Below are 25073 nucleotides of genomic sequence, written 5' to 3'. Positions count from 1 at the left end.
CGCCCCGGCCCGGACACGACGACGCCGACGGCGGTCCCGCCCCGCGAGGGGCGGCGACCGGCGTCGGCGTCGACGACAGGACGGGTGGAAGAGCGTGCTCCAGGGGTGCCCGGGTTATCGGACCGGCTTCTTGCCGGTGATGCCGAGGTGCACCAACAGGGCGAGGTTCGGCTTGAGTTCGGCCTGCTTCACACCCCAGGTGGTGAAGCCCTTCTGGTGGCCGGCGACCGAGGCGAGCATCGCCACGAGCGACCCCGCCATCGCGGCCGCGCTGACCTCCTTGTCGACCTTGCCCTTGGCCTGGAGCTCCTTCACCGCGTCCGTCAGGGAGTTGGTGACCGAGTTCAGGATCTTCATGCGGATCTTGTAGAACCGCTTGTCGCCCTCGGCGGCGCCGAGGTCCACGACCCGCAGGATCGCGTCGTGCTTCCGCCAGAAGTCGAGGAATCCGTCGACGAGTTCCTCGGAGGTCTGCCAGGCGGCCTTGCCGACCCAGGAACGCCCGGAGACCAACTCGGTCAACCCGGCGCCCTCCTTCGCCATTTCCTCCGCGATCTCCAGAACGGCGCCTTCGACGTCCGGGAAGTACTGATAGAACGTCGCGGGTGAAGTACCCGCCTTCCGGGCCACGTCGATGACCTTCACGTCCCGGTACGGCGAGGAGCTGAGCATCTCACCGAGGCAGTCGAGCAGCTTCTGCCGCGTCGCCTGGCCGCGTCGTCCGGCCACGCGGCCGTCGACGGTGCGTACTTGTCCTGTCATGCCGTCAGCTTACCGAGGGGGGATCAGCGCGCGATTCGGCCGACTGCAAATGGGGTGCACACCGTTCCCCGAGGTCGGCGGGGGTGTCCTCGGCGCGTCGCGGGACCGGATCACGCCAGGGCGCCGCACCCCGCTCCGTACCGCCCGCCCTTATGAACAGCCTGTGGACAACTTCGGTGGACAAGCGCGTGCCGCCGCTCCCCGGACGGCGCACACCGGAGCGCGCCCCCGCCCCCGCCGCCCTAGCGTGGAGCCATGGCCGTATACACAGAGGGCACCCCCTGCTGGGTGGACGCGCAGCTCCCCGACCTGGAGGCGGGCAAGCGCTTCTACGCCGAGCTCTTCGGCTGGACCTTCGACGACGACCGCGACGAGGCCCTCCTCGGCGGCCGCCGGGTCGCCGGGCTCCTCCCCAAGCGGGACGGCCGCATGCCCACCACCTGGACCGTCTACCTCGCCACCAAGGACGCCGGCACCGTCGCCGTCCGCGTCAAGGCCGCCGGCGGGCAGATGGTCATGGAGCCGTACCCCGTCGGCCCCTTCGGCGTCCTCGCCCTCGCCGCCGACCCCGGCGGCGCCGTCATCGGCCTGCGCCAGTCCGGCGAGGACGACGGCTTCGAGGTCGTCAACGAACCCGGCTCCTTCTGCTGGATGGAGGTCTACACCCGCCGTCCCGGGCCCGTGGACACCTTCTACGCCTCCGTCTTCGGCTGGCTCGGCCGCCAGGCCGACCCCGCCGAGGAGGGAAAGGACCCCGACTTCGACTACCGCGTCTGGTCCCCGCCCGGCTCCCGCCCCGGCGACGACAGCGCCTTCGGCGGCCGGGCCGTCATCACCGACGCCTTCCCCGCCGAGATGCCGGGCCACGTCCTCGTCTACTTCGCCGTCCGCGACTGCGACGACGCCTGCGCCACCACCGTCCGCCTCGGCGGCCGGATCGCCGAACCCCCCGTCGACACCCCCTACGGCCGCATCGCCGTCCTCCACGACAACCAGGGCGCCCGCTTCGCCGTCCTCGCCGAACCGCCCCCCGCCGAGCCCCTCCTCTCCCCCGAGGAACCGGCCGCCCTCTCCACCGACACCACCCCCCTCACCCGCCCCGCGCCCCCCGTGTCCACCCTCTCGGAGCCCCCCACCGAGCCGTGAGCGATCCGCTCGATATGACCTGTGACACCCCGATCCGCCCCCGGGTTCGCAACCAGGGCCTCGGACAGGAAGAATCAGGGGTCGGGGCCGTATCGTCATGGCCCGTACGGGGAGGTGGCAGGCAAGTGGAACAGCTGACGCAGCACGACCCGAGACGCATCGGGCCCTTCGAGGTGCTGGGCCGGCTCGGCGCGGGCGGTATGGGTCTGGTCTATCTCGCGCGGTCGGCGTCCGGCCGGCGCGTGGCGATCAAGACCGTGCGCACGGAGCTCGCGGAGGACCAGCTGTTCCGGGTGCGGTTCACCCGCGAGGTGGAGGCCGCCCGGGCGGTCTCCGGGTTCTACACGGCCGCCGTGGTCGACGCCGATCCGCGGGCCGCGGTGCCGTGGCTGGCGACCGCCTACGTGCCGGCGCCCTCGCTGGAAGAGATAGTGAACGAGTGCGGGCCGCTTCCGGCCCAGGCCGTCCGGTGGTTCGCCGCCGGTGTCGCCGAGGCCCTCCAGTCGATCCACGGAGCCGGGCTCGTCCACCGCGACCTCAAGCCGTCCAACGTGCTCGTCGTCGAGGACGGGCCCCGGGTGATCGACTTCGGCATCGCGTCCGGCGTCTCCAACACACGGCTGACGATGACCAACGTCGCCGTGGGCACCCCCGCCTACATGTCGCCCGAGCAGGCCCGTGACTCGCGCAGCGTGACCGGCGCCAGCGACGTCTTCTCGCTGGGGTCCATGCTGGTGTTCGCCGCGACCGGGCACGCGCCCTTCCACGGGGCCAACCCGGTCGAGACCGTCTTCATGCTGCTGCGCGAGGGCCCCGACCTGGAGGGGCTGCCGGACGAGCTGCGGCCGCTCATCGAGGCGTGCATGCAGATGGACGTGGCCCAGCGGCCCACCCCGGCCGACCTCCAGGCCATGCTCGCCCCGCACCTCTTCGGCCCGGGCAGCGACGACAGCGGCACCGCCTCCGCGTGGCTGCCCGAGAGCGCCGTCACCATGATCGAGACCCGGCGCGGCGGCCGCCCGACGCCGCCGCCCCCGGTCACCCCGCCGCCGATGCCGCCGCGCCCGCCCGTCCCGTACGACGGTCGCGATCCGCGCGACCCGGAGCCCGCCCACGCGGGCGGCCGGCACGCGGGTCCCGCGGAGGCGTCCGGCGGGCCGGTGCGGCTCGGCGGCGCCACCGTGCCGATCGGGCCCGGCCCCCGGGTCGCCGACACCCGGGCGGCGCTCGCCCTCGGCCAGGCCGCCGACCCGCACGCCACCGGCTGGGTCCGTCCGCCGGGCGGCGAGCCGACCCCGGCGCCCGTGCCCGTGCCCGTCCCCCAGCAGGCCGCGCAGCCCGAGCCCGGGCCGTGGCGGCCGTGGCGCTTCCGCATGTCGAACGACGTGTGGGGGACACCGGTCGTCGAGGGCGACCTGCTCTACGTGACCTCCTTCGAGGTGCACGCGCTGGACACCGGCTCCGGCCGGCGCCAGTTCAAGACCCGGGACGTCGCCTGGTCGATGGCGGTGGCCCAGGGCCGCATCCACGCCTCCGACGGGCCGACCCTGTACGCCCTCGACGCCACCGACGGCAGCGAGCGCTGGCGGCTCCGGACCGACGCCTGGGTCTACTCCCTCCGGGTGGACCGGGGCACCGTCGTCACCGGCACCCGCGGTGGCGGCGTCCAGGGCTGGGAGGCGTCCAACGGCGCCAAGCTGTGGGAGATCACCGGCTGTCAGACGGACTTCGAGACCCCGGAGGCCGGTCCCGCCGTGCACGGCGACACCGTGTACGTGTGGCGGGAGGCCCGGCTCCTGGCGCTCGACGCCCGGACGGGCACCGAGCGCTGGTCGTACCCGATCGGCGACGCCGCCTCCTGCGGGCACGTCCCGGTCCGGGTCGCGCCCGCCGAGGACGGCTGCGTGTACGTCTCCGCCGGCACCCGCGTCCTGTCGATCGACATCGCCGCCGGGCACGTCCGCTGGCACTTCGAGGCGCCCGCCGTCTTCCTCTCCCCGCCCGCCTTCGCGCCCGGCCCGGCCGTCACCGGTGGCGGCGTCTACCTCGCCGACCACCTCGGCACGGTCTACGCCATCGACGCCACCACCGGCCAGGACCGCTGGCGGATCGCGACCGAGCAGCGCCAGTCCTCCGAGCCGGTGCTCGTCGCGGACGGCAACGTGCACGTGGGCAGCGGCAGCGCGCTCTACACGCTGGACGCGGTCACCGGCACCCCCCGGTGGCGGTTCGCGGCCGGCGCCGAGCTGGTCGGCACCCCCGTCGTCGCCGACGGCCGGGTCCACTTCGGCTCCGCCGACCACGTCCTCTACACGCTGGACGCGACCGGCGGCCAGCTCCGCTGGAAGCTGGCCACCGGCGGCGAGATCACCGGCTCGCCGGTGGTGAAGGGCGGAGTCGTGTACGCGTGCAGCAAGGACCGCTGTGTGTACGCGCTCGACGCGGTGAAGGGGACGGCGACGGCCGGCCGGGGCGCGGCGGCCCGCTAGCCCTTCGGGGCGTTCGGGCCGTTCGGGCCGTTCGGGTCGCGCGGCGGCTCGACCGGGACGTCGAAGCGGTCGGGGGCCGCGTACGGCATGGACCGGGTCTCGGCGTCGTACGGGGCCCCGGTCTCGTACGGGGCCCCGGTCGCGCCGGTCTCGTACGGGGCGGGCGGGCCGTCGGGCGTCGGGTGGGTGTGCGGCCGCGCGGCCGGATCCAGGCGGTGGCTCTTCGGCCGGCCGGACATGACGAGCGCGCCGAGCAGGAGCAGCACCCCGCCGCCGAAGGCGTTCGCGACGCCGTCGCCGAGGCCGCGGCCGTCCCCGGAGATCACCAGGCCGCCCTCGGCCTGCCCGACCCGCACCATCCACAGGATCGTGAAGCCGAGGACGATCACCCCGGCGACGGCGACGAGCAGCCGTGAGCGCAGCACCACCCCGATCAGGGTGACGAGGGCGGCGACGGCGAACGGCAGCAGGAGGGAGCCGATGAGGTCGGCCCCGCCGTCGCCGATGCCGGTGAAGAGGTCCCCGATCGGATAGTCGCGGCCGTGACGGCCGTCGTACCAGGCACGGAAGGGGCTCCAGACGGCGGCCGTCGCTCCGGCGAGGGCCAGGACCGAGCCGACGATGTTGCGGATCATCGATCGGCCTCCTCGGGGGCTTCGTGGTCCGGCTCTCTCGCTCTCGACGCTACGCCCGGTGCGAGGGGGCCGCCACGCGGGCTCCGGGCCCCCGCTAGGGTGTGGCGCGCACATGACCGAACGCACGGGGAGACGGTGACGGTGGTACGGACCCGGCTGAAGATGGCGGCCACGCTGACGGTGGTGGTGCTGGCCCTGACCGGCTTCCAGACGAGCACCAGCGGCGGAAGCAGCGGCGGCAAGAGTGGCAAGAGCAGGAGCAAGAGCGGTGGCGGGGGCGGCTGCTCCAGCGACAAGAAGGACAACGACGACTACGAGGGCTCCGGGTCGGGCAGCGGCTCCAGCGGCGGTGGCGGCGAGTACACCGCCGAGCCCACGCCCTCCGTCGGCGCGTCCGGCGCGTCCGGCGCGGTGACCGTCGTCGACTGCGTGAAGCCCGCGCAGAAGAAGCGCAAGGGCCGGCCGGCCCGCAAGGCGGACACCACGGCGACGGTGCGGATCACCAGCGAGGCCCGGTACGACACCACCGAGATCTACAAGGTGACCCTGAGCTTCAAGGGCGCCTCCGGCTCCGTGGTCGACACCCGGACGAAGACGCTGAGGGTGGAGCACGGGATGCAGAACGACTTCGAGGTGGAGATGGCGCACCCCGGGCTCGTGGACAAGGTGAGGCACTGCGAGGTGCGCGTCGAGGACGTGTACGCCTACTAGCCCTACCGCGTCCGGTACCCGGCCCCCCGTCGCGCGAACAGTTCCGCCTGCCGCTCCGCGGGCAGGTTGCCGAGCGTGACGAGGTGCGGGGCCTGGGCGAGGGCCTGGGACCGGACGGCCTCCTTGGCGGACCAGAGGGCGCGGACGGTCCCCTGGACGGCCTCGGTCGGGTGGGAGGCGATGACGGCCGCCGCCTCCCGTGCCGCGGCCAGCGCCCCGCCGGGTGCGGTCACCTCGCTGACCAGGCCGGTCTCGTACGCGCGCCGGGCGGAGATGCGTTCGGCGGAGCCCATGAGGGCCATCCGGGCGACCTCGCCGAAGGGCATGCGCTGGGCCATGTGGACGGTCTCGAAGGCGCTGACCATGCCGTAGGTGGTGTGCGGGTCGAAGAAGGCCGCGGTCTCCGAGGCGATCAGGAACTCGGCCTCGCCGAGCAGGTAGAAGGCGCCGCCGCAGGCCATGCCCTCGACGGCGGCGATCACCGGTTTCCACAGGTCGTTGGCCTTGGGGCCGATCGAGACGAGCGGGTCGTCGATGGTGTACGGGGACGAGGGCTGCGGCACCCGGCCGGCGTCGTCGCGGTCGATGCCGGTGCAGAAGGCCCGCCCGCCGGCGCCGGTGACGACGATCGCCCGGACCTCGTCCTCGTACCGGAACCCCCGCCAGACCTCGCCGAGTGCGCGGGCCATGGCGAGGGTGAGCGCGTTGAGCCGTTCGGCCCGGTCGAGGGTGACGACGGCGACGCCGGTCTCCTTGTCGCGCGTGACGGAGATCCCCGGGGTGCTCACCCGCGCTCCAGGATCCAGCGGGGCACGGCGAGGCCGTCGATCTCGGTGAAGGCGATCCGGACGGGGGCGCCGATGCGGAGCCGGGCCGGGTCGACGGAGTCGAGGCGGGCGTCGGGGGCGGCGACGACGTTGCCGGCGAGGCGGATCCGCGGGGCGTCGGCGAGTTCGACGAGGACCGCGTTGTAGGGGGCCTGTTCGGCGTAGTCGGGGAGGAGCGGCGGGTGCGGGAGCACGTACGACCAGATGCGGCCGCGGCCGGACATCGGCCGCCACTCGGTGGCGAAGGACTGGCAGTGGGGGCAGCAGGGGCGGGGCGGGAAGCGGAGCTCCCCGCATTCCGCTTCGGCGCAGGCCTGGACGCGGAGTTCGCCGCGGGCGGTGAACTCCCAGAAGGGGGCGCCGTCTTCGTCGATGACGGGGTTCAGCACTCGGATCAGCTCCTCGGGCTCAGGCGCGCAGCAGGATCGCGGAGGTGGGGACGCCCTCGCCGGCGGTGACGAGGCAGGTGGCGGCGTTCGGCACCTGGGCGGTGGAGGTGCCGCGGAGCTGCTTCACGCCCTCGTTGATGAGGTTGAAGCCATGGACGTACGCCTCGGAGAGGCCGCCGCCTCCGGTGTTGAGGGGGAGCCGGCCGCCGAGTTCGAGGGCGCCGCCCTCGGTGAAGGCGGCGCCCTCGCCGCGGCCGCAGAAGCCGTAGCCCTCCAGGGAGAGCGGGACGAGCGGGGTGAAGGCGTCGTAGATCTGGGCGACGTCGACGTCCTGGGGGCCGAAGTCGGCGGTCTTCCACAGGTGGCGGGCGGCGGTCCAGGCGGGGCCCGAGAGCGGGTCGTCGTTCCAGTAGTTGACCATGCCGTGGTGCTGGGCGGGCAGGCCCTGGGCGGCGGAGTGGACGTAGACGGGCTTGTGGCGGCAGTCGCGGGCCCGTTCGGCGGAGACGATGACGCAGGCCAGCGCGCCGTCGGTCTCCAGGCAGTTGTCGAAGAGGCAGAGGGGTTCGCTGATCCAGCGGGAGGTCATGTACATCTCGCGGGTCAGCGGGCGCTCGTACATGATCGCGGCCGGGTTCTGGTTGGCGCGGTTGCGGCAGGCGAGGGCGACGTTGAAGAGGTGGTCGCGGGTGGCGCCGTACTCGTGCATGTAGCGGCGGGCGAGCATGCCGATCTCGTCGGCGGGGCGGAGCAGTCCGAAGGGGCGGGTCCACTGGCCGGGGGTGGGGAGCTGGACGGCGGTGTTCTTCCAGGGCCGGGGGCCCGAGCCGCGCTTGCGGGAGCGCCAGGCGACGCCGACGCTCGCCTGGCCGGTGGCGATGGCGGCGGCGAGGTGGCCGACGGTGGCGCAGGAGCCGCCGCCGCCGTAGCCGACCTTGGAGAAGAAGGTGACGTCGCCGGCGCCGATGGCCTTGGCGACCTCGACCTCGTCGGTCTCCTCCATGGTGTAGGAGGCGAAGGCGTCGACCTCGCCGGGGGCGATGCCGGCGTCGTCGAGGGCGGCGAGGATCGCCCGGCAGGCGAGGGTCCTCTCGGTCTCGGGGAGCTGTTTCGCGAAGGGTGTCTGACCGATCCCGACGATGGCTGTGGCGTCCTTGAGCACCGGACCTCCTTCTGGGGCAGCACTGCTGACAGCGCGTCAGGCTACAACTAATCTGACGGATAGTCAGCTCACGCGAACGGTGGAGGCGTCAGATGCGCGGTGACCTGGAGTGGGGCACGATCCCGGGACTCGTCCGGGCGGCGGGGGAGCGCTGGGGCGCGCGGGAGGCCGTCGTCGAAGGCCGCGCCCGCGTCTCGTACGCCGAACTCGCCGCCCGCGTCGAACGGTCCGCCGCCGCCTGCCTGGCCACCGGGATACGGGCCGGGGACCGGGTCGCGGTCTGGGCGCCCAACAGCCTCGACTGGATCGTCGCCGCCCTCGGCGCGGTCACCGCCGGCGCCGTCCTCGTCCCGCTCAACACCCGCTTCAAGGGCGCCGAGGCCGCCGACGTCCTGGCCCGCTCCCGCGCCCGGCTCCTCTTCGTCACCGGCACCTTCCTCGGCACCTCGTACGTCGCCTCGCTGCGCCGCGCCGGAGTGCCGCTGCCGCACCTGGAGCGGGTCGTCGTCCTCGGCGACACCGCGCCCGACGAGGCCGAGTGGACCACCTGGAAGGCCTTCCTCGCCGAGGGCGACCGGATCCCGGCCGAGCGCGTCCGGGCCCGCGCCGACGCCATCGACCCCGACAGCCCCTCGGACATCATCTACACCTCCGGCACCACCGGCCGCCCCAAGGGCGCCGTCATCAGCCACGCCCAGACCCTGCGCTGCTACGAGGAGTGGGCCGCCCTCGCCGGCCTCGCCGAGGGCGACCGCTACCTCGTCGTGAACCCCTTCTTCCACACCTTCGGCTACAAGGCGGGCGTCCTCGCCTGCCTGATGCGCGGGGCGGTGATCGTGCCGCAGCCCGTCTTCACCGTCGACACCGTCCTCGCGAACATCGCCGCCGAGCGGATCAGCGTGCTCCCCGGCCCGCCCACCCTCCACCAGTCGCTCCTCGACCACCCGGCCCGCACCGCCCACGACCTGACCAGCCTCCGCCTGGTCGTCACCGGCGCCGCCGTCGTCCCGCTGCTGCTCGTCGAGCGCCTCCGCGCCGAACTGGGCGTCGGCACCGTCCTCACCGCGTACGGCCTCTCCGAGGCGAGCGGCCTGGTCACCATGTGCCACCGCGACGACCCGGACGAGACCATCGCCACCACCTCCGGCCGGGCCGTCCCCGGCACCGAGGTCCGGCTCTCCGACTCGGGCGAGGTGCTGGTCAGGGGGCACAACGTGATGCGCGGCTACTTCGAGGACGAGGAGGCGACCGCCGCCGCGATCGACCCGGACGGCTGGCTGCGCACCGGCGACATCGGCGTCCTCGACGAGGCCGGCAACCTCCGCATCACCGACCGCCTCAAGGACATGTTCATCGTCGGCGGCTTCAACGCCTACCCCGCCGAGATCGAGCAGCTCCTCGGCCTCCACCCGGACATCGCCGACGTCGCCGTCATCGGCGTCCCCGACGCCCGGCTCGGCGAGGTCGGCAAGGCGTTCGCCGTCCGGCGGCCCGGCGCGCGGGTCACCGCCGACGACCTGATCGCCTGGTCACGGCGGGAGATGGCCAACTACAAGGTGCCCCGGCAGGTCGAGTTCGTCGCCGAACTGCCCCGCAACGCGAGCGGGAAGGTGGTCAAGGGAGAGCTGCGGACGCGGAGTTGAGCGCTCACGGGGTGCAACCACAAAACCGCGTGTCCACGTCATAGCAGCGACAGCCGCGACCGCCCCCCACCCCGTCCCCCTCCCTCCCCGAGGAGCAGCAGGTGTCCACGCAGGAGATCCCCCTCACCCTCACCCCGCAGCAGGCCGCCACCGGCGTCGTCATCCCGGTCACCCTGCCGGGCAACCTGCCGGGCGGCGGTCACACCCAGATCCACGTCCCGCCCTGCCGCCACGGCGACGTCGTCCCGGTCCAGCTCGCCGGCGCCACCGTCCTCCTCCGGATCACCGTCTCCGGCGGCCAGGCCCCGGGGCGGCGCAGGTCCGGCGTCGCCGGCTGCCTCGTCCCGCTCCTGGTCATCGGCGCGATCGTCGGCGGCTCGTACCTCTTCAACAGCAACGACAAGGACGAGCCGGCCGACTCCCGGCCCACCGTCCCCACCTTCTCCGTCTCGCCCTTCCCCAGCTTCGACCTCGACCTGCCGACCGACCCCGCCGCCACCCCCACCGAGGAGGAGCCCGACCCCTACGAGAAGGGCACCTGCCTCAACGGGACCCTCCCGGACTCGGAGACCGCCCAGTCCGTCAGCGGCGTCGAGGAGGTCTCCTGCTCGGCCTCGGACGCCCACTACAAGGTCATCCAGACCTTCCCCTTCACCTCCGACATGGACAGGTGCAACGCCAACCCCAAGACCCAGTACGCCTTCTCGCACCGCTACACCATGAACGGCGCCACCATCAGCGAGTACGTCTACTGCCTGGTCGGCCTCGGCTCCTACGCCCGCGGCTGACCGGCGGGACGGGCGGGGCCGGGCGGACGACGCGCGGACGCACAGGAGGGGCCGGGCGTCTGCCCGGCCCCTCCTGTGCGGTGGCCTGGTCGCGTCGCACGCGGTCTCCGTCCCGACGGATCCCCCCTGGTTCCGCCGGGCGTCCCCCGGACCGCGCGCTCCCCCGTCGACCGGCCCCCTGTGGAGGGCACCGGCAGCTCCCCCGAAGTCGCCGCCGGTGCCGTCATCCCCGTGGGGAGTGGTCTACTTGGCCGGCTCCGAGGTGATGTGGAGGTTGTCCGTCGAGGCGCCGCCCTCACCGAGGACCTTGTCCGCGATGGCGTCGGCCGGCTCGGAGGTGATGTGCAGGTTCTTGGTGCCGATCGCCTCGGTGCCCTCGCCCGTGATGTGCAGGTTGTCGGGCTTGGCGGTCGGGTCGGTGGCGTCGATGTCGCCCATGTCGGTCCCCTCCAGGTGGGTGGCTTCGCGTGCTGGTTCGTGGCGCCCGTCCGGCGGTTCCCCCATGGACGGCGGGACGGGCGCCTCAGGATCGCTCACCCTAGTGCGTAGGGGTGACGATCTCCGTCTCGACCCGTCTGCCCCCCGACACGGCGGATCGTTGAGGAAGACTCTGCCGGACGGCGATAAACGAATGATGAACGCCGCAGGGAGAGCCGGGTCAGACGGCGAACGTCCTGCTCAGCAGCGACTTCACCTCGGCGGCCTCCGGGGCGTCCAGCTCCTCGTAGAGGGCCAGGGCCTCCTGCCAGCAGACCCGCGCACGGCCCGACTGCCCGATGCTGTCGAGCGCCCGCCCGAGCACGGTGAGGACGTTGCCGCGACGCCATTCTCCACCGATGTCCCGCAGCAGGGTCAGGGCCTTCTCCGCGCCGGCGGCGGCGGCGCCGTAGCGGCCGTCGGCGATGTCGGCCTCGGCGATCCGGAAGAGCGTCATGCCCTCCCAGAGCCGCTGGCGACTGTCCTCGAACACGCCCAGGGCCTCCCGGAGCTGCTCGCGCGCCGCGTCCAGCTGCCCGTCCTCGGTGAGGGCGAGGCCCAGCGCGTAGCGTCCGTTGGCGCCCTTGAGGGCGTGACCCATCTCCTCGTACATGTCCGCGCCCTTCCGCGCCATGCGGACGGCGTCCTCCGTGCGTCCCGTCGCGAGGCGGATGCGGGAGAGGTTGCAGAGCGCGGCGGCCTCGCCCGCCCGGTCGCCGGCGGCGCGGAACTCCGTGATGGCCTGCGTCAGATGCTCGTCGGCGTCGCCGAAGCGGGCCTGGTAGTGGGCGATGGCGCCCCGGGCGTTCAGCGCCCAGCAGACGGGCAGGGGGTCGCCGATCGACTGCGCGGCGGCGACCACCGCCTCCGCCTCGCGCTCCGCCTGGTCGAACCGCCCCTGGTAGTGGTGGACGTACGCCAGCGTGTTGGCCGCGCGGCCCTCGGCCCGCACGTCGCCCGCCTTCGCCGCCGCGGCCCGCAGGACCGTCGCGACCGCCTCGTACTCCTTGGAGTTGGCCCCGGACTCGGCGAGGTCGAGGGAGGCCCACAGGAGGTCCACGGCCCGGCGGAGGGTGGTCGGGTCGGTCGCGGAGCGGCGGACGCAGGCGAGGAGGCAGTGGGACTCGGAGTAGAGCCAGTCCTGGGCCTGGTGGCGGTCGGTGAAGGCCAGGCCCTCGTACTCCGTCGGCTCCAGGTGGTCGACCAGGCGGTCGCCGGGGCGCTCGATGGCGTACACGCGGGCGGCCGTCGAGAGGTAGAAGTCGAGGAGGCGCGAGAGGGCGGCCTCCTTCTCCGTCGGCGGGTGCTCGTCGCGGTCGGCGCAGGCGCGGGCGTAGAGGCGGACCAGGTCGTGGTAGCGGTAGCGGCCGGGGGCGGCGGACTCCAGGAGGGACGTGTCGACCAGGGCCTCCAGGAGGTCCTCGGTGTCCCAGAGCGGGAGGTCGAGGACGGCCGCGGCCGCCGCCAGGGAGATGTCGGGGCCGTCGGCGAGGCCCAGGAGCCGGAAGGCGCGGGCCTGGGCCGGCTCCAGCTGGCCGTAGCCCAGCTCGAAGGTGGCCTTGACCGCGAGGTCGCCGGCCTGGAGCTCGTCGAGCCGGCGGCGTTCGTCGCCGAGCTTCGCCGCCAGGACCGAGACCGTCCAGGTGCGGCGGGCCGCGAGCCGCGAGGCGGCGATGCGGATCGCGAGGGGCAGGAAGCCGCAGGCGGCGACGACGTCGAGGGCCGCCTCGCGCTCCGCCTGGACCCGCTCCGCGCCGACGATCCGGGTGAAGAGCTGGAGCGCCTCCTCCGGGGACATCACGTCGAGGTCCACCAGGTGCGCGCCCGCGAGGTCGACCATGCGGATGCGGCTCGTCACCAGGGCCGCGCAGCCCGCCGTGCCGGGCAGGAGGGGGCGGATCTGGGCGGCGTCCCGGGCGTTGTCGAGGAGGACCAGGACGCGGCGGCCGTCGAGGGTGGAGCGGTAGAGCGCGGCGCGTTCGTCGAGGGAGGCGGGGATGGCCGAGTCGGGGGTGCCGAGGGCGCGGAGGAAGGAGCCGAGGACGGTCTCGGGCGCGGCGAACTGCGCGCCGGCGCCCTGGAGGTCGACGTACAGCTGCCCGTCGGGGAAGTGCGGGCGGGCCTCGTGGGCCACGTGCACGGCGAGCGTCGTCTTGCCGACGCCGCCGATGCCGGCGAGCGCCGAGACCGCCATGACGGAGCCCTCGGCGGTCGCGAGCCGGCCGCCCAGCTCCCGTACGAAGGAGGCCCGGCCGGTGAAGTCGGGGACGGTGGCCGGGAGCTGCGCCGGGCGGGCCACCGGGGCGGCGGCCGGGGCCTGCTCCTCGACGGGGCGGGCGAGTTCGGTGTCGCCCTGGAGGATGCGCTGCTGGAGGCGGGAGAGTTCCGGGGTCGGGTCGACGCCGAGCTCGTCGGCGAGGAGGCGGCGGGTGTCGGCGTACACGGCGAGCGCCTCGGCCTGCCGGCCGCCGCGGTAGAGCGCGAGCATGAGGAGCTCGCGCAGGCGCTCGCGGAGCGGGTGCGCGGCGGTGAGCGCGGTCAGTTCGGAGACGGCCTCGGCGTGCGCGCCGACCTCCAGGTCGATGTCGAGCCGGGTCTCCAGGAGGGTGAGCCGCCACTCCTCCAGGCGGGTCCGCTGGGCCTCGGCGTACGGCCCCGGCACGGCGGCCAGCACCTCGCCGTCCCAGAGGTCGAGCGCCTCGGCGAGCCGCTCCCGCGCGCCGGCCCGGTCGCCGCGCGCCCGCAGCCGCTCGGCCTCCGTGGCGAGTTCCCGCGCCCGGGTGAGGTCCAGCGCGGCGGTCCGCAGCGCGTACCCGCCGTCCACGCTGACCAGCACCTCGGTGCCGAGCACCTTGCGCAGCCGGGAGGCGTACGTCCGCAGCGCGGCGAGCGCCTGCGAGGGGGGTTCCTCCCCCCAGAGCGCGTCGATCAGCTCGGAGGCGGTCGCCGTCCGCCCGCCCCGCAGCAGCAGCGCGGCCAGCACGGCCCGCTGCTGTGGCGAGCCGCTCGCCACCACCTCTCCGCCCCGCCACACCCGCACGGGCCCCAGCACCCCGAAGCGGAGCCCGGAACCGGCGACGGCGCCCGCGCCGGAGGGGACCGTGCCGGAGGGGGCGGTGGCCGCCCGGGACGCCGTACGCGCGTCGCCGGGAGGCGTGCCCGCGCCGTCGGGCGTCGTGCCCGCGCCGGAGGGGGGCGTGTCCGCCGTCCCGTGGTCGTCCGGGCCCCCGCCCGCCCGCTGTCGGGGTACGCCGAGGGTGGCCCCGGCCCCCCTCTCGCCGGGGTCCTGCGCCGGGACGCGCGGCCCTTCGTCCTGACCCATGGCTCCCCCTGCCCTACCGGTGGTATCGCCCCGGACAGTCTGCCTTGTCCGGAGGGAGCGCGTCAGCATCGGGGCGCCGTTGTGGAGGAGCTGTGACCGGGGCCGGGTGTCACGATAGCTGACGGTTCGTCAGATCGGCGCTACCGTGAAGGGCATGGAGACCCAGGAGACCTTCCCCAGGATCATCTCGGTGGACGACCACACCGTGGAGCCCCCGCACGTCTGGCGGGACCGGCTCCCGTCCCGGTACCGCGACACCGGACCGCGGATCGTCCGCGCCCCGCTGAAGGAGATGACCTTCCTCGGCGGCAGGTTCGCGCCGGTCATGGGCGCGAAGGGCGACGACGGGCCGATCGGCGACTGGTGGGTCTACGAGGACCTTCACCGGCCCCTCACCCGGCTCGACACCGCGGTCGGCTACGACCGGGACGAGATACGCCTCGAAGTCATCACGTACGAGCAGATGCGGCCGGGCTCCTTCTCCGTGCCCGACCGGCTCGCCGACATGGACGTCAACCACGTCCAGTCCGCGCTCTGCTTCCCGACCTTCCCGCGCTTCTGCGGCCAGACCTTCACCGAGGCGTCCGACCGCGAGCTCGGCCTGCTCTGCGTGCGCGCGTACAACGACTGGATGGTCGAGGAGTGGTGCGGGCCCGAGGCGCACGGGCGGCTGATCCCGCTCACCCTCATCCCGCTCTGGGACCCGGAGCTGGCCGCCGCCGAGGTCCGGCGGAACGCCGCCCGCGGGGTCCGGGCCGTCGCCTTCTCCGAGATCCCGCCGCACCTGGGGCTGCCCTCGGTCCACACGGACCACTGGGACCCCTTCTTCCGGGCCTGCGACGAGACCGGCACGGTCATCGCCATGCACATCGGCTCGTCCAGCCGGATGCCGTCCACCTCGGCGGACGCCCCGCCGGCGGTCGGCTCCACCATCACCTTCGCCAACTGCTGCTTCTCGATGGTCGACTGGCTGATGAGCGGCAAGTTCGAGCGCTTCCCGAACCTGCGGATCATGTACGCGGAGGGCCAGATCGGCTGGATCCCGTACATCCTGGAGCGGGCGGACGTGGTCTGGGAGGAGAACCGCGCCTGGGGCGGGGTCGCCGACAAGGTCACCCGGCCGCCGTCGGAGCTCTTCGCCGGGCACGTCTTCGGCTGCTTCTTCGACGACGCCTTCGGGCTGCGCAACCTCGACGCGATCGGCGCGGGGAACGTCCTCTACGAGACGGACTACCCGCACTCGGACTCCACCTGGCCGAAGTCCAAGGAGGTGGGGGAGGCGCAGATGGGCCACCTGCCGCCGGACGTCGTCGAGCGCATCGTCCGAGGCAACGCCGTCGACCTGCTGGGGCTGAGCCCGGAGGGCCTCTGGCGGCCGTGAGGCGAGGGGCGGGGGCTCGGCTCAGACCTTGAACACGCGGATGCCGGGCCCGCACAGGACGGTCAGGTCCTCCGGGTCCGAGGTCAGCACCGTCACCGGTGCCGGAGAGGACAGCGCGGTCGCGGCCACGAGGGCGTCCAGGGCGTACTTGTGGCCGTGCAGGCCGGCGCCCGCCAGGAGCTTGCAGGCCAGGCGGGCGATCGCCTCGCTCGGAGGGATCACGTTCACGCGCGATGCGGCGTAGTCGAAACGGGCCTGCGGGACCCGGGCGTCCCGGGCCTCGACGAGGGTGACGGAGCTGGTGACGACCCTGACGTCCTCGGCCTCGGCCGCCACGAGCCATTCGAGGAGGTCGGCGGAGCGTCGTACGAGCAGCGACAGGCCCTCGCAGTCCAGGACGAGGGTCCCGCTCACGCGGCGTCCGCCGGCTTCGCGGCCTCGCCGCGGAGCAACGCGCGCTTCGCCTCGACGCCGGAGGCGTCGGCGGGGCCGAGCTCCGCCTCGGCGTCCTCGATCAGCTCGCGCAGCCGCTCCCGCTCCAGCTGGCGCTGGACGAGCGCCTCGATGTACGCGGACATGCCGCGCCTGCCGGTGCGCTCCTTGAGCGCGGCGATCGTCCCCTCGTGGAGGGAGACGGAGACGGGACGGGTCGGACCCTCGCCGGGGCCGGGCTGCTCGCTCATGGAGCGAAGGATACCAGGCGTCTAATAATTCGATTGTTATTTGTGTCCGTGGCGTGCCCGCTCCCCTCCGCGCCCCTTGCCTGATGGACCGTCAGGCGACAGCATGGCCCCGTCGCCATAACTGACGCAGCGTCAGACAAGGGGGTCCCCATGGTGGTCTACGGCATGCAGCTGCCCGTCCAGTCCCAGTCCGTGATCTACGCCGAGGCCTGGGAGGCCTCCGCCGGGGCCGAGGACCTGCTCGCGATCGCGCGGGCCGCGGACGCGCACGGGTTCGACTACGTGGCCTGCTGCGACCACGTGGCCATCCCGCGCCGGCTCGCCGCCGCGATGAGCACCGTCTGGTACGACCCGGTCGCCACGCTCTCCTTCCTGGCCGCCGCCACCGAGCGGGTCCGGCTGCTCTCGCACGTCGCCGTGGTCGGCCTCCGGCATCCGCTGGTCACCGCCAAGGCGTACGCGACCGTCGACCACCTCTCCGGGGGCCGGCTGGTCCTGGGGGTGGGCGCCGGGCACGTGCAGGAGGAGTTCGAGGCGGTCGGGGCGGACTTCGCGGGGCGCGGCGGGGTGCTCGACGAGACGGTCGACGCGCTGCGGGCGGCGCTCGGCCCGGAGGAGTACCCCGAGCACCTGGGGGAGCGCTTCTCCTTCAAGGACCTCGGGCAGCGGCCCCGGCCGGCGCAGGCGCGCGTCCCGGTCTGGGTGGGCGGTTCCTCGCCGGCGGCGGTGCGGCGGGCCGCCCTCAAGGGCGACGGCTGGCTGCCGCAGGGCGACCCGCGGGACGTGCTGGCGCGCCGGATCGAGCGGATCCGGCGACTGCGCGAGGAGGCCGGGATCGCGGAGCCGTTCGTCTTCGGCGCGATCGCCGAGCCGCTGTACGTCGGCACCCCCGGCTGGGAGGTCGGGCGGCGGACGCTCTCCGGCGCGCCGGAGGAGCTGGCGGCCTCGCTGCGGGAGTACGCGGCGCTGGGCGTCGGTCAGATCCAGGTGCGGTTCCGCAGCCGGAGCCGTACCGAACTCGTCGATCAGATGGCGGCCTTCGGTTCGGAGGTCGCCCCGCATCTGTAGGGAGTGTGGGCATGGGCAAGCTGGACGGCCGGGTCGTGATCGTCACGGGGGCGGCGCGCGGGCAGGGCGAGCAGGAGGCGCGGCTCTTCGCCGCCGAGGGGGCGCGGGTCGTCCTCGCGGACGTGCTCGACGGGCCCGGGGAGGCCCTCGCCAAGGAGCTGGGGGAGGAGCGGGCCGCCTACGTCCACCTGGACGTGACCCGCGAGGAGGAGTGGGCGGGCGCGGTGGCCGCCGCCAGGGAGCGGTTCGGGCGGATCGACGGCCTGGTGAACAACGCCGGCATCCTCCGCTTCAACGAGCTGCTCGCCACTCCCCTGGAGGAGTTCCAGGCGATCGTGTCCGTCAACCAGACCGGCTGCTTCCTCGGGATCAGGGCGGTGGCGCCGGAGATCGCGGCGGCCGGTGGCGGCACGATCGTCAACACCGCCTCGTACACGGGCGTGACGGGGATGGCCGGGGTCGGCGCCTACGCGGCCTCCAAGCACGCGGTGGTCGGGCTGACCCGGGTGGCGGCCCTGGAGCTGGCCGCGAAGGGGATCCGGGTGAACGCGGTCTGCCCCGGGGCGATCGACACCGCCATGAGCAACCCGGAGGGGGTGGACCCGGCCGTCACCGGCGAGCTGTACCGCAGGCTCGTGCCGCTCGGCCGGATCGGGCGCCCGGAGGAGGTGGCGGCGCTCGCCCTCTTCCTGACCTCGGACGACTCCTCGTACGTGACGGGTCAGCCGTTCGTGATCGACGGGGGCTGGCTGGCCGGGGTCTCGCTCTTCTGACAGGATCTGACGATCCATCAGGTATTGACACGGCGCAGTGCATCCAAGAATCTGACGGTACGTCAGAAACTCACGAGGACGGTGACTTCCGTGGAATTCGGGATCTTCGTACAGGGATACGTCGGCAAGCGGGCCGAGACCGATCCCGAAGCCGAGCACAAGGCCCTCATGGAGGAGACCGAGTACGTCATCCAGGCGGACAAGCACAACTTCAAGTACGCCTGGGCCTCCGAGCACCACTTCCTGGAGGAGTACTCGCACCTCTCGGCCAACGACGTCTACCTGGGCTACCTCGCCCACGCCACCGAGCGCATCCACCTCGGCTCCGGCATCTTCAACCCGCTCGCCCAGGTCAACCACCCGGTGAAGGTCGCCGAGAAGGTCGCCATGCTCGACCACCTCTCGGGCGGCCGCTTCGAGTTCGGCTCGGGGCGCGGTGCCGGTTCGCACGAGATCCTCGGCTTCTTCCCGGGCATCACGGACATGAACCACACCAAGGAGATCTGGGAGGAGACCATCGCGGAGTTCCCCAAGATGTGGCTCCAGGAGGAGTACGCCGGCTTCCAGGGCAAGCACTGGTCCCTGCCGCCGCGCAAGATCCTCCCCAAGCCGTACGGCACGTCCCACCCCGCCATGTGGTACGCGGCCGGCTCCCCGTCCTCGTACGCCATGGCCGGGAAGATGGGGCTCGGGGTGCTCGGCTTCAGCGTGCAGAAGGTCTCCGACATGGAGTGGGTCGTCGAGTCCTACAAGAACGCGATCAAGGAGGCGAAGGCGGTCGGCGACTTCGTCAACGACAACGTCATGGTGACGTCGACGGCGATCTGCGCCGAGACGCACGAGAAGGCGGTCGAGATCGCGGTCGGCGGCGGGCTCAACTACCTCCAGTCGCTGCTCTTCCGCTACCACGACACCTTCCCGCGGCCCGAGGGCATCCCCGAGTGGCCCGAACTCCTCCCCGAGTACTCGGCCGAGATCATCGAACTCCTCATCGCCGAGGAGCTGATGATCTGCGGCGACCCGAGCGAGGTGCTCGCGCAGTGCAGGCGGTGGGAGCAGGCGGGGGCCGACCAGCTGTCCTTCGGACTCCCGATCGGGATCTCGTACGAGGACACGATGAACTCGATCAAGCTGATCGGGGAGCACGTGATCCCCGAGATCGACACGGACCCGGTCCACCGCACGACCCGCTTCCGGGGCGCGGCGGGACGGTAGCCCCGTGAAGCCCCGCCCGTGACGCGACGCCGCGGCAGGCGAGCGCACGGCGCGCGGGGCGTGAACCCTCCCCCAGCGCGGGGTGCCGGCTTCCCGGGCCGTCGCCTCGTCACCGGCCCCGGCCGGGGGCCGTTTCCGCGGCGGCCCCGGGCCGGGGCCACACGCACGGACAACGGAGCCACCCGGCCCCGGGCAGGGGCGGCACGCGCAGGCCTTGGAGAGAAGGGGATCGTCATGCTCGACCACCTCATCACGGGCGCGACCGTCGTCGACGGCGGCGGCGGGCCCGCCTTCGTCGCCGACGTGGGTCTGCGGGACGGGCGGATCGCCGTGATCGGCGGGCCCGGGACCGTCGGCGAGGCGGCCCGCACCACCGAGGACGCCACCGGACTCGTCCTCGCGCCCGGCTTCGTCGACCCGCACACCCACTACGACGCGCAGCTCTTCTGGGACCCGTACGCCACGCCCTCCATGAACCACGGGGTCACCACCGTCGCCGGCGGCAACTGCGGGTTCACCCTCGCCCCGCTGCACCCGGACCGGCCCGAAGACGCCGACTACACGCGGCGCATGATGTCCAAGGTGGAGGGGATGGCCCTGGCCGCGCTCGAAGAGGGCGTGGACTGGAGCTGGTCCTCCTTCGGCGAGTACCTCGACGCCCTGGAGGGGCGGATCGCCGTCAACGCCGGGTTCATGGTGGGGCACTGCGCGCTGCGGCGGTACGTGATGGGCGAGGACGCCGTGGGCGGGCAGGCCACCGACGAGCAGCTCGCCCGGATGACCGCCCTCCTCAAGGAGGCCATGGAGGCCGGGGCCTGGGGGCTGTCCACCACCCAGTCCGCCACCCACTCCGACGGCGACGGCGCCCCCGTCGCCTCCCGGCACGCCACCCCCGCCGAACTCGTCGCCCTGTCGAAGGCGGTCGGCGAGCACGAGGGGACCCAGATCGAGGCCATCCTCGCCGGATGCCTCGACCAGTTCTCGGACGCCGAGATCGAGCTCTTCGTCGAGATGTCCGCCGCCGCCGGGCGGCCGTTGAACTGGAACGTGCTCACCATCGACGCCGCCGTCCCCGAGCGCGTCCCCCGCCAGCTCACCGCCTCCGAGCGGGCCCGCAAGTCCGGCGGCCGGATCGTCGCGCTCACCATGCCGATCCTCACCCCGATGAACATGTCCCTCGGGACCTTCTGCGCGCTCAACCTGATCCCCGGGTGGGGGGAGGTCCTCGCCCTGCCCCTCCCGGAGCGGATCGCCAGGCTGCGGGACCCCGGGGTCCGCGCCGAGATGCTGCGCCGGGCCGACTCCAGGGAGGCCGGCGTCTTCCGGCGGCTCGCGCACTTCGGCCGGTACGTCATCGGCGACACCTACAGCCGGGAGAACGAGGGGCTGACCGGGCGGGTCGTGAAGGACATCGCGGCCGAACGCGGGCAGGACGACTTCCAGTGTCTCGTCGAGATCTGCGCCAACGACGACCTGAGGACCGTGCTGTGGCCGATGCCCACCGACAACGACCCCGCCTCCTGGGAGCTGCGCCGTGAGACCTGGGACCACGAGGACGTGCTGCTCGGCGGCTCCGACGCCGGCGCCCACCTGGACCGGATGTGCGGAGCCCCGTACACGACCCGCTTCCTCGGCGACTGCCTGCGCGGCCGGAGGCTGGTGCCGCTGGAGCGGGCCGTGAAGATGCTCAGCGACGACCCGGCCCGGCTCTTCGGGCTGCGCGAGCGGGGCAGGATCGCCGAGGGCTACCACGCCGACCTGGTCCTCTTCGACCCCGAGCGGATCGACGCGGGGCCGGCCACCCTCGTCCACGACCTGCCCGGCGACAGCCCGCGCCTGGACTCCCGCGCGGTCGGCATCGTCTCCGTGCGCGTCAACGGGGTGGAGACGGTCCGGGACGACGAGGTGACCGGGGCGATACCCGGGCGCGTCCTGCGCTCGGGCCGCGACACGAGGACGGTGAGCACCCGATGACGATCACGGAGAAGCTGTACATCGGCGGCGACTGGGCCGAGCCCGACGGCGGCCACTACGAGGTGATCGATCCCGCCACCGAGGAGCTCGTGGGGCTCGCGCCCGAGGCCTCCCGGGCGCAGGTGTACGAGGCGGCCGCCGCCGCCCGCGAGGCCTTCGGCTCCTGGTCGCGGACGAAGCCCGAGGAGCGGGCCGCGATCCTCGACCGGGCCGCCGCGATCATGGCCCGCGACGCCGACGCGCACACCGCCCTCGCCCGCGCCGAGACCGGAGCCACCACCGCCACCGCCCGCGGCATGCAGGTCGCCGTCGGCTCCTCCCGCTTCCGGCGGTACGCGCGGGGTGCCATGGAGCCGGTCGAGGAGGCCCTGCCGCCGCAGATCAACGAGGCCGGGCCGATGGGGAGAGCCGGGGTCTTCGGGGCGGTCGCGGTACGGCGCCCGGTCGGTGTCGTCACCTGCATCACCTCGTACAACAACCCGTGGGCCAACCCGGCCGGCAAGATCGCCCCCGCCCTGGCCATGGGCAACACGGTCCTCGTCAAGCCGGCCCCGCAGGACCCGCTGTCGGTCTTCGCGATGGTCCGCGCCCTGGAGGAGGCCGGCGTCCCGGCCGGGGTCGTCAACCTGGTGACCGGCTCGGCGCCGGCCGTCGGCGAGGCGGCCGTCGACTCCCCGGACGTCGACATGGTCTCCTTCACCGGCTCCACCGCCGTCGGCCAGGCCATCGGCGAGGTCTGCGGGCGCTCCATGAAGCGGCAGCTGATGGAGCTGGGCGGGAAGGGCGCCGCGCTCGTCCTCGACGACGCCGACCTGGACTCGGCCGTGACGGGGATCGGGACGACCTTCTCCTTCTACAGCGGCCAGATCTGCACGGCTCCGACGCGGGTGCTCGCCCAGCGCGGGATCTACGAGCGCCTGGTCGAGAAGCTGGCCGCGTACACCGGCTACCTGAAGGTGGGGGACCCGGCCGCGCAGGGGACGGTGGTCGGGCCGGTGATCTCGGCGGCCCACCGCGACCGGGTGGAGGCCTACGTCGAGCTGGGGCGGAAGGAGGGGGCCCGGGTCGTCACGGGCGGGGAGCGGCCCGACCTGGACCGGGGTTTCTACGTGGCGCCCACGCTGCTCGCCGACTGCGCCCCCGAGATGCGGGTGGTCCGGGAGGAGATCTTCGGTCCGGTCGTCGTGGTCGTCCCCTTCGACGACGAGGAGGAGGGGATCGCGCTCGCCAACGACAGCGACTACGGCCTCCTCGACTACGTGTGGTCCGGCGACGTCGCCCGCGCCTTCCGGATCGCGGCGCGGCTGCGGGCCGGCGGCGTCGGGATCAACACCATCGGCCGGAACATGGAGGCGCCCTTCGGCGGCTTCAAGAAGAGCGGTGTGGGGCGGGACGTGGGCTCGTACGCGCTCCACGCCTACAGCGAGCTCCAGGCGGTGGTCTGGCCGGGCTGAGCGGGTGCCGGGGACCGGACCGGGAGGGCCGGGGGTCCCTTCGGAAAATTCCTCGGGAAAATTTTGGAACGGACATTTCGGGCTCGGCTGCGGTTCCCGCATATCGGACACCGTCCGGCGGACCTACCAGTTGGTCGGTCCGCCGGGTTGGTCGATCTTTCAATCATTGGCGAGCGCCCCGATCTGGCCTCTCAATGCAAGGCGATGATCGATCAACTGAGCGGAGTTGGCTCCTCCGGATAAGGAAACCGCAGCATTTAACGTCCTGTTCATGACTCAGGTGGACGTACGGCCCCAGGCCGGAGACACGGTAAGGGGCGCCACCGCCCCGGGCGACGCCGGCGGCGTCCGTAAGAAGGGCCTCGGCGGCAACTCCGTGGGCCTCTTCGGCAACGCCGTCATCGGCATATCCACCGTCGCCCCGGTGTACTGCCTCACCTCGACCCTCGGCTCCACCGCCGGCGAGGTCGGCCTCCAGATGCCCGCCGTGTTCCTCGCGGGCTTCCTCCCGATGCTCCTCGTCGCCTTCGCGTACCGGGAGCTCAACCGGGCCATGCCCGACTGCGGCACCTCCTTCACCTGGACCGTGAAGGCCTTCGGCCCGAAGCTCGGCTGGATGTGCGGCTGGGGCCTGGTGATCGCCACGATCATCGTGCTCTCCAACCTGGCCGGCGTCGCCACCTCGTACTTCTGGCTCCTCGCGGGCGAGATCACCGGCAGCGACTCGATCGCCGCCCTGGACGACAACAAGGCCGTCCACATCCTCACCTGCCTCGCCCTCATCGCCGCCGCCACCGCGATCAGCTACCGCGGCATGACGGCCACCAAGGGCGTCCAGTACACCCTCGTCGTCCTCCAGCTCGTCGTCCTCGCCGTCTTCGTCGCCCTCGCCCTCTCCAAGGCGGGCTCCTTCGAGACCTCGGTCGACTTCTCCTGGTCCTGGATGAACCCCTTCGCCGTCCAGTCCTTCGCCGCCTTCACCGCCGGTCTCTCCCTCTCGATCTTCATGTACTGGGGCTGGGACACCTGCATGGCGTCCAACGAGGAGACCGTCGGCAGCGACAAGACCCCCGGCCGCGCCGCGCTCATCGCGATGGTCGTCCTGGTCGGCTCCTACCTCGCCACCGGCATCGCCGCGCAGATGGCCGTCGGCTCCGGCGGGGAGGGCCTCGGCCTCGCCAACCCGGACACCTCCGACAACGTCTTCGCCGCCCTCGCCGGCCCCGTCATGGGCCCCGTCCTCGGCGTCCTGCTCTTCGTCGCCGTCCTGGCCTCGGCCGCCGCGAGCCTCCAGACCACCTTCATCCCGGTCGCCCGCACGGTCCTCGCCATGTCCACGTACGAGGCGCTGCCGAAGTCCTTCACCAAGGTCCACCCGGTCTTCAAGACCCCCGGCAAGGCCACCGTCGTCGCGGGTGTCGCCACCGGCGTCTTCTACACCGTGATGACCCTGGTCAGCGAGCACGTCCTGGTCGACACCATCTACGCGCTCGGCCTGATGATCTGCTTCTACTACGGCATCACGGCCTTCGCCTGCGTCTGGTACTTCCGCGCCGAGCTCTTCCGCTCCTTCCGCGACTTCGCCTTCAAGGGCCTCATGCCGGCCCTCGGCGGCGTCATGCTCACCGCGGTCTTCGGCAAGACCCTCTACGACATGTGGGACCCGGCCTACGGCTCCGGCTCCGCCGTCTTCGGCGTCGGCTCCGTCTTCGTCATCGCGGTCGGCCTCCTCGTCCTCGGCGCGGCCATCATGCTGGTCATGCAGCGCCGCAGCCCCGCCTTCTTCCGGGGCGAGGTCCTGACGAAGGAGACGCCGTCGCTGGTGGTCGCCGACTGAACGGACCGGTCCGCAGACACACCTGAGTCACCCGGAACGCGAAGGTGGCGGCCCCGTGGGGGGTGCCGCCACCTTCGTCCCGTCTGCGGGGTCAGTGCCGCCCGGGCAGCAGCTTCTCCACGGCCTGGTTGGCCCGGGGCAGGTCGGCTCCCTGGGGCGGGAGGGGCTTCGGGTTCAGGACGCCGCTGAGGGGGACGACCGACGGCAGGTTCATGCCGCCCGTGTCCGCGGCGGCGGTGCCCGCGGAGGCGAGGCCGCCGGTGGCGGCGAAGGCGGTCAGGGCGGCGGCGGTGAGGAGCTTCTTCATGCCCGCTCCAACGGAGCCCGGGCACGGGCG

22 protein-coding genes are annotated in these 25073 nt (G+C 73.1%); 12 read left to right on the top strand and 10 right to left on the bottom strand.

The genetic code is table 11. The features are described 5' to 3' along the window. Positions 1-114 precede the first annotated feature (114 nt). Positions 115-762 (bottom strand): TetR family transcriptional regulator, encoded by a 648-nt coding sequence (locus ACFQ8C_RS14675; protein WP_282693040.1) that lies wholly within the window; start codon positions 760-762, stop codon positions 115-117. A 255-nt stretch (positions 763-1017) separates the two neighbouring features. Here ACFQ8C_RS14675 and ACFQ8C_RS14670 point away from each other — a divergent pair, with 255 nt between their 5' ends. Next, positions 1018-1908, top strand: coding sequence for a VOC family protein (locus tag ACFQ8C_RS14670; RefSeq protein ID WP_383456542.1), 891 nt, complete (start codon positions 1018-1020; stop codon positions 1906-1908). 125 nt (positions 1909-2033) lie between these two features. Then, positions 2034-4397: a PQQ-binding-like beta-propeller repeat protein gene (locus tag ACFQ8C_RS14665; RefSeq protein ID WP_383456539.1), complete on the top strand. Its 2364-nt coding sequence runs from the start codon at positions 2034-2036 to the stop codon at positions 4395-4397. Here the strand turns inward: ACFQ8C_RS14665 and ACFQ8C_RS14660 are convergent. After that, positions 4394-5032: a hypothetical protein gene (locus tag ACFQ8C_RS14660; protein ID WP_383456537.1), complete on the bottom strand. Its 639-nt coding sequence runs from the start codon at positions 5030-5032 to the stop codon at positions 4394-4396. The two genes, ACFQ8C_RS14665 and ACFQ8C_RS14660, sit on opposite strands and share 4 nt — an antisense overlap. Positions 5033-5167: 135 nt before the next feature. On the opposite strand from ACFQ8C_RS14660, the gene ACFQ8C_RS14655 reads away from it, so the two are divergent. Next, positions 5168-5743 carry a hypothetical protein gene (locus ACFQ8C_RS14655; protein ID WP_383456535.1) on the top strand — a complete coding sequence of 192 codons (576 nt, stop codon included), beginning with the start codon at positions 5168-5170 and terminating at the stop codon, positions 5741-5743. A gap of 2 nt (positions 5744-5745) precedes the next feature. Here ACFQ8C_RS14655 and ACFQ8C_RS14650 read toward each other — a convergent pair whose 3' ends face one another. Genes ACFQ8C_RS14650 through ACFQ8C_RS14640 form a run of 3 tightly spaced genes read right to left on the bottom strand, consistent with a single transcriptional unit; the run spans position 5746 to position 8121 of the window. Continuing rightward, complete coding sequence (locus ACFQ8C_RS14650; protein ID WP_383456533.1) at positions 5746-6531, bottom strand: enoyl-CoA hydratase/isomerase family protein; 786 nt, start codon at positions 6529-6531, stop codon at positions 5746-5748. Further along, positions 6528-6959, bottom strand: a complete 432-nt coding sequence (locus ACFQ8C_RS14645; protein WP_383456530.1) for a Zn-ribbon domain-containing OB-fold protein — start codon at positions 6957-6959, stop codon at positions 6528-6530. Before ACFQ8C_RS14645 ends, ACFQ8C_RS14650 begins: the two co-directional genes overlap by 4 nt. 19 nt (positions 6960-6978) lie before the next feature. After that, positions 6979-8121 carry a lipid-transfer protein gene (locus ACFQ8C_RS14640; RefSeq protein WP_383456528.1) on the bottom strand — a complete coding sequence of 381 codons (1143 nt, stop codon included), beginning with the start codon at positions 8119-8121 and terminating at the stop codon, positions 6979-6981. A gap of 92 nt (positions 8122-8213) precedes the next feature. On the opposite strand from ACFQ8C_RS14640, the gene ACFQ8C_RS14635 reads away from it, so the two are divergent. Together ACFQ8C_RS14635 and ACFQ8C_RS14630 are read left to right on the top strand one after the other, a co-directional pair. After that, on the top strand, positions 8214-9764 hold the full coding sequence (locus tag ACFQ8C_RS14635; protein WP_383456525.1) for a FadD3 family acyl-CoA ligase: 1551 nt from the start codon (positions 8214-8216) through the stop codon (positions 9762-9764). A gap of 101 nt (positions 9765-9865) precedes the next feature. Next, complete coding sequence (locus tag ACFQ8C_RS14630; protein ID WP_383456522.1) at positions 9866-10552, top strand: hypothetical protein; 687 nt, start codon at positions 9866-9868, stop codon at positions 10550-10552. A 243-nt stretch (positions 10553-10795) separates the two neighbouring features. Here the strand turns inward: ACFQ8C_RS14630 and ACFQ8C_RS14625 are convergent, their stop codons facing one another. Together ACFQ8C_RS14625 and ACFQ8C_RS14620 are read right to left on the bottom strand one after the other, a co-directional pair. Further along, positions 10796-11089, bottom strand: coding sequence for a hypothetical protein (locus tag ACFQ8C_RS14625; RefSeq protein ID WP_383456521.1), 294 nt, complete (start codon positions 11087-11089; stop codon positions 10796-10798). 121 nt (positions 11090-11210) lie between these two features. Beyond that, positions 11211-14351, bottom strand: a complete 3141-nt coding sequence (locus ACFQ8C_RS14620) for a BTAD domain-containing putative transcriptional regulator (RefSeq protein ID WP_383456519.1) — start codon at positions 14349-14351, stop codon at positions 11211-11213. Between the two features lie 154 nt (positions 14352-14505). On the opposite strand from ACFQ8C_RS14620, the gene ACFQ8C_RS14615 reads away from it, so the two are divergent. Further along, on the top strand, positions 14506-15732 hold the full coding sequence (locus ACFQ8C_RS14615; protein WP_383456517.1) for an amidohydrolase family protein: 1227 nt from the start codon (positions 14506-14508) through the stop codon (positions 15730-15732). 21 nt (positions 15733-15753) lie between these two features. Here ACFQ8C_RS14615 and ACFQ8C_RS14610 read toward each other — a convergent pair whose 3' ends face one another. Both ACFQ8C_RS14610 and ACFQ8C_RS14605 read right to left on the bottom strand, forming a co-directional pair. After that, positions 15754-16146 (bottom strand): DNA-binding protein, encoded by a 393-nt coding sequence (locus tag ACFQ8C_RS14610; protein ID WP_250730558.1) that lies wholly within the window; start codon positions 16144-16146, stop codon positions 15754-15756. Beyond that, positions 16143-16415: a hypothetical protein gene (locus tag ACFQ8C_RS14605; protein WP_200425594.1), complete on the bottom strand. Its 273-nt coding sequence runs from the start codon at positions 16413-16415 to the stop codon at positions 16143-16145. The genes ACFQ8C_RS14610 and ACFQ8C_RS14605 overlap by 4 nt, the downstream gene beginning before the upstream one ends. A gap of 150 nt (positions 16416-16565) precedes the next feature. Here ACFQ8C_RS14605 and ACFQ8C_RS14600 point away from each other — a divergent pair, with 150 nt between their 5' ends. The 6 genes from ACFQ8C_RS14600 (at position 16566) to ACFQ8C_RS14575 (ending at position 24736) form a co-directional block, all read left to right on the top strand. Then, positions 16566-17483, top strand: coding sequence for a TIGR03619 family F420-dependent LLM class oxidoreductase (locus ACFQ8C_RS14600; protein ID WP_383456513.1), 918 nt, complete (start codon positions 16566-16568; stop codon positions 17481-17483). An 11-nt stretch (positions 17484-17494) separates the two neighbouring features. Beyond that, entirely contained in the window at positions 17495-18256 is a 762-nt protein-coding gene (locus tag ACFQ8C_RS14595; RefSeq protein WP_383456511.1) for an SDR family NAD(P)-dependent oxidoreductase, read from the top strand. Between the two features lie 90 nt (positions 18257-18346). Beyond that, entirely contained in the window at positions 18347-19471 is a 1125-nt protein-coding gene (locus ACFQ8C_RS14590) for an LLM class flavin-dependent oxidoreductase (RefSeq protein WP_383456507.1), read from the top strand. A 234-nt stretch (positions 19472-19705) separates the two neighbouring features. Next, entirely contained in the window at positions 19706-21445 is a 1740-nt protein-coding gene (locus tag ACFQ8C_RS14585; RefSeq protein ID WP_383456505.1) for an amidohydrolase family protein, read from the top strand. Next, a complete protein-coding gene (locus ACFQ8C_RS14580) occupies positions 21442-22899 on the top strand; it encodes an aldehyde dehydrogenase family protein (protein ID WP_383456502.1) in 1458 nt (485 codons plus the stop codon). The genes ACFQ8C_RS14585 and ACFQ8C_RS14580 overlap by 4 nt, the downstream gene beginning before the upstream one ends. Positions 22900-23170: 271 nt before the next feature. After that, complete coding sequence (locus ACFQ8C_RS14575; RefSeq protein ID WP_383456500.1) at positions 23171-24736, top strand: APC family permease; 1566 nt, start codon at positions 23171-23173, stop codon at positions 24734-24736. A gap of 91 nt (positions 24737-24827) precedes the next feature. Here the strand turns inward: ACFQ8C_RS14575 and ACFQ8C_RS14570 are convergent, their stop codons facing one another. Further along, on the bottom strand, positions 24828-25043 hold the full coding sequence (locus tag ACFQ8C_RS14570) for a hypothetical protein (protein WP_383456498.1): 216 nt from the start codon (positions 25041-25043) through the stop codon (positions 24828-24830). Positions 25044-25073: the final 30 nt, after the last annotated feature.

Origin of the sequence: Streptomyces sp. NPDC056503 (assembly GCF_042794995.1) — a bacterium.
GTDB lineage: Bacteria > Actinomycetota > Actinomycetes > Streptomycetales > Streptomycetaceae > Streptomyces.
The sequence above is the reverse complement of the archived record's forward strand: the minus strand, read 5'-3'. Positions and strand labels throughout refer to the sequence as shown.

Bases quoted from the DNA above. Each gene is read 5' to 3' on its own strand.
- ACFQ8C_RS14660 (WP_383456537.1), bottom strand. From the start codon at position 5,032: ATGATCCGCAACATCGTCGGCTCGGTCCTGGCCCTCGCCGGAGCGACG.
- ACFQ8C_RS14675 (WP_282693040.1), bottom strand. From the start codon at position 762: ATGACAGGACAAGTACGCACCGTCGACGGCCGCGTGGCCGGACGACGC.
- ACFQ8C_RS14585 (WP_383456505.1), top strand. From the start codon at position 19,706: ATGCTCGACCACCTCATCACGGGCGCGACCGTCGTCGACGGCGGCGGC.
- ACFQ8C_RS14670 (WP_383456542.1), top strand. From the start codon at position 1,018: ATGGCCGTATACACAGAGGGCACCCCCTGCTGGGTGGACGCGCAGCTC.
- ACFQ8C_RS14635 (WP_383456525.1), top strand. From the start codon at position 8,214: ATGCGCGGTGACCTGGAGTGGGGCACGATCCCGGGACTCGTCCGGGCG.
- ACFQ8C_RS14615 (WP_383456517.1), top strand. From the start codon at position 14,506: ATGGAGACCCAGGAGACCTTCCCCAGGATCATCTCGGTGGACGACCAC.
- ACFQ8C_RS14605 (WP_200425594.1), bottom strand. From the start codon at position 16,415: ATGAGCGAGCAGCCCGGCCCCGGCGAGGGTCCGACCCGTCCCGTCTCC.
- ACFQ8C_RS14580 (WP_383456502.1), top strand. From the start codon at position 21,442: ATGACGATCACGGAGAAGCTGTACATCGGCGGCGACTGGGCCGAGCCC.
- ACFQ8C_RS14570 (WP_383456498.1), bottom strand. From the start codon at position 25,043: ATGAAGAAGCTCCTCACCGCCGCCGCCCTGACCGCCTTCGCCGCCACC.
- ACFQ8C_RS14575 (WP_383456500.1), top strand. From the start codon at position 23,171: ATGACTCAGGTGGACGTACGGCCCCAGGCCGGAGACACGGTAAGGGGC.
- ACFQ8C_RS14620 (WP_383456519.1), bottom strand. From the start codon at position 14,351: ATGGGTCAGGACGAAGGGCCGCGCGTCCCGGCGCAGGACCCCGGCGAG.
- ACFQ8C_RS14600 (WP_383456513.1), top strand. From the start codon at position 16,566: ATGGTGGTCTACGGCATGCAGCTGCCCGTCCAGTCCCAGTCCGTGATC.
- ACFQ8C_RS14595 (WP_383456511.1), top strand. From the start codon at position 17,495: ATGGGCAAGCTGGACGGCCGGGTCGTGATCGTCACGGGGGCGGCGCGC.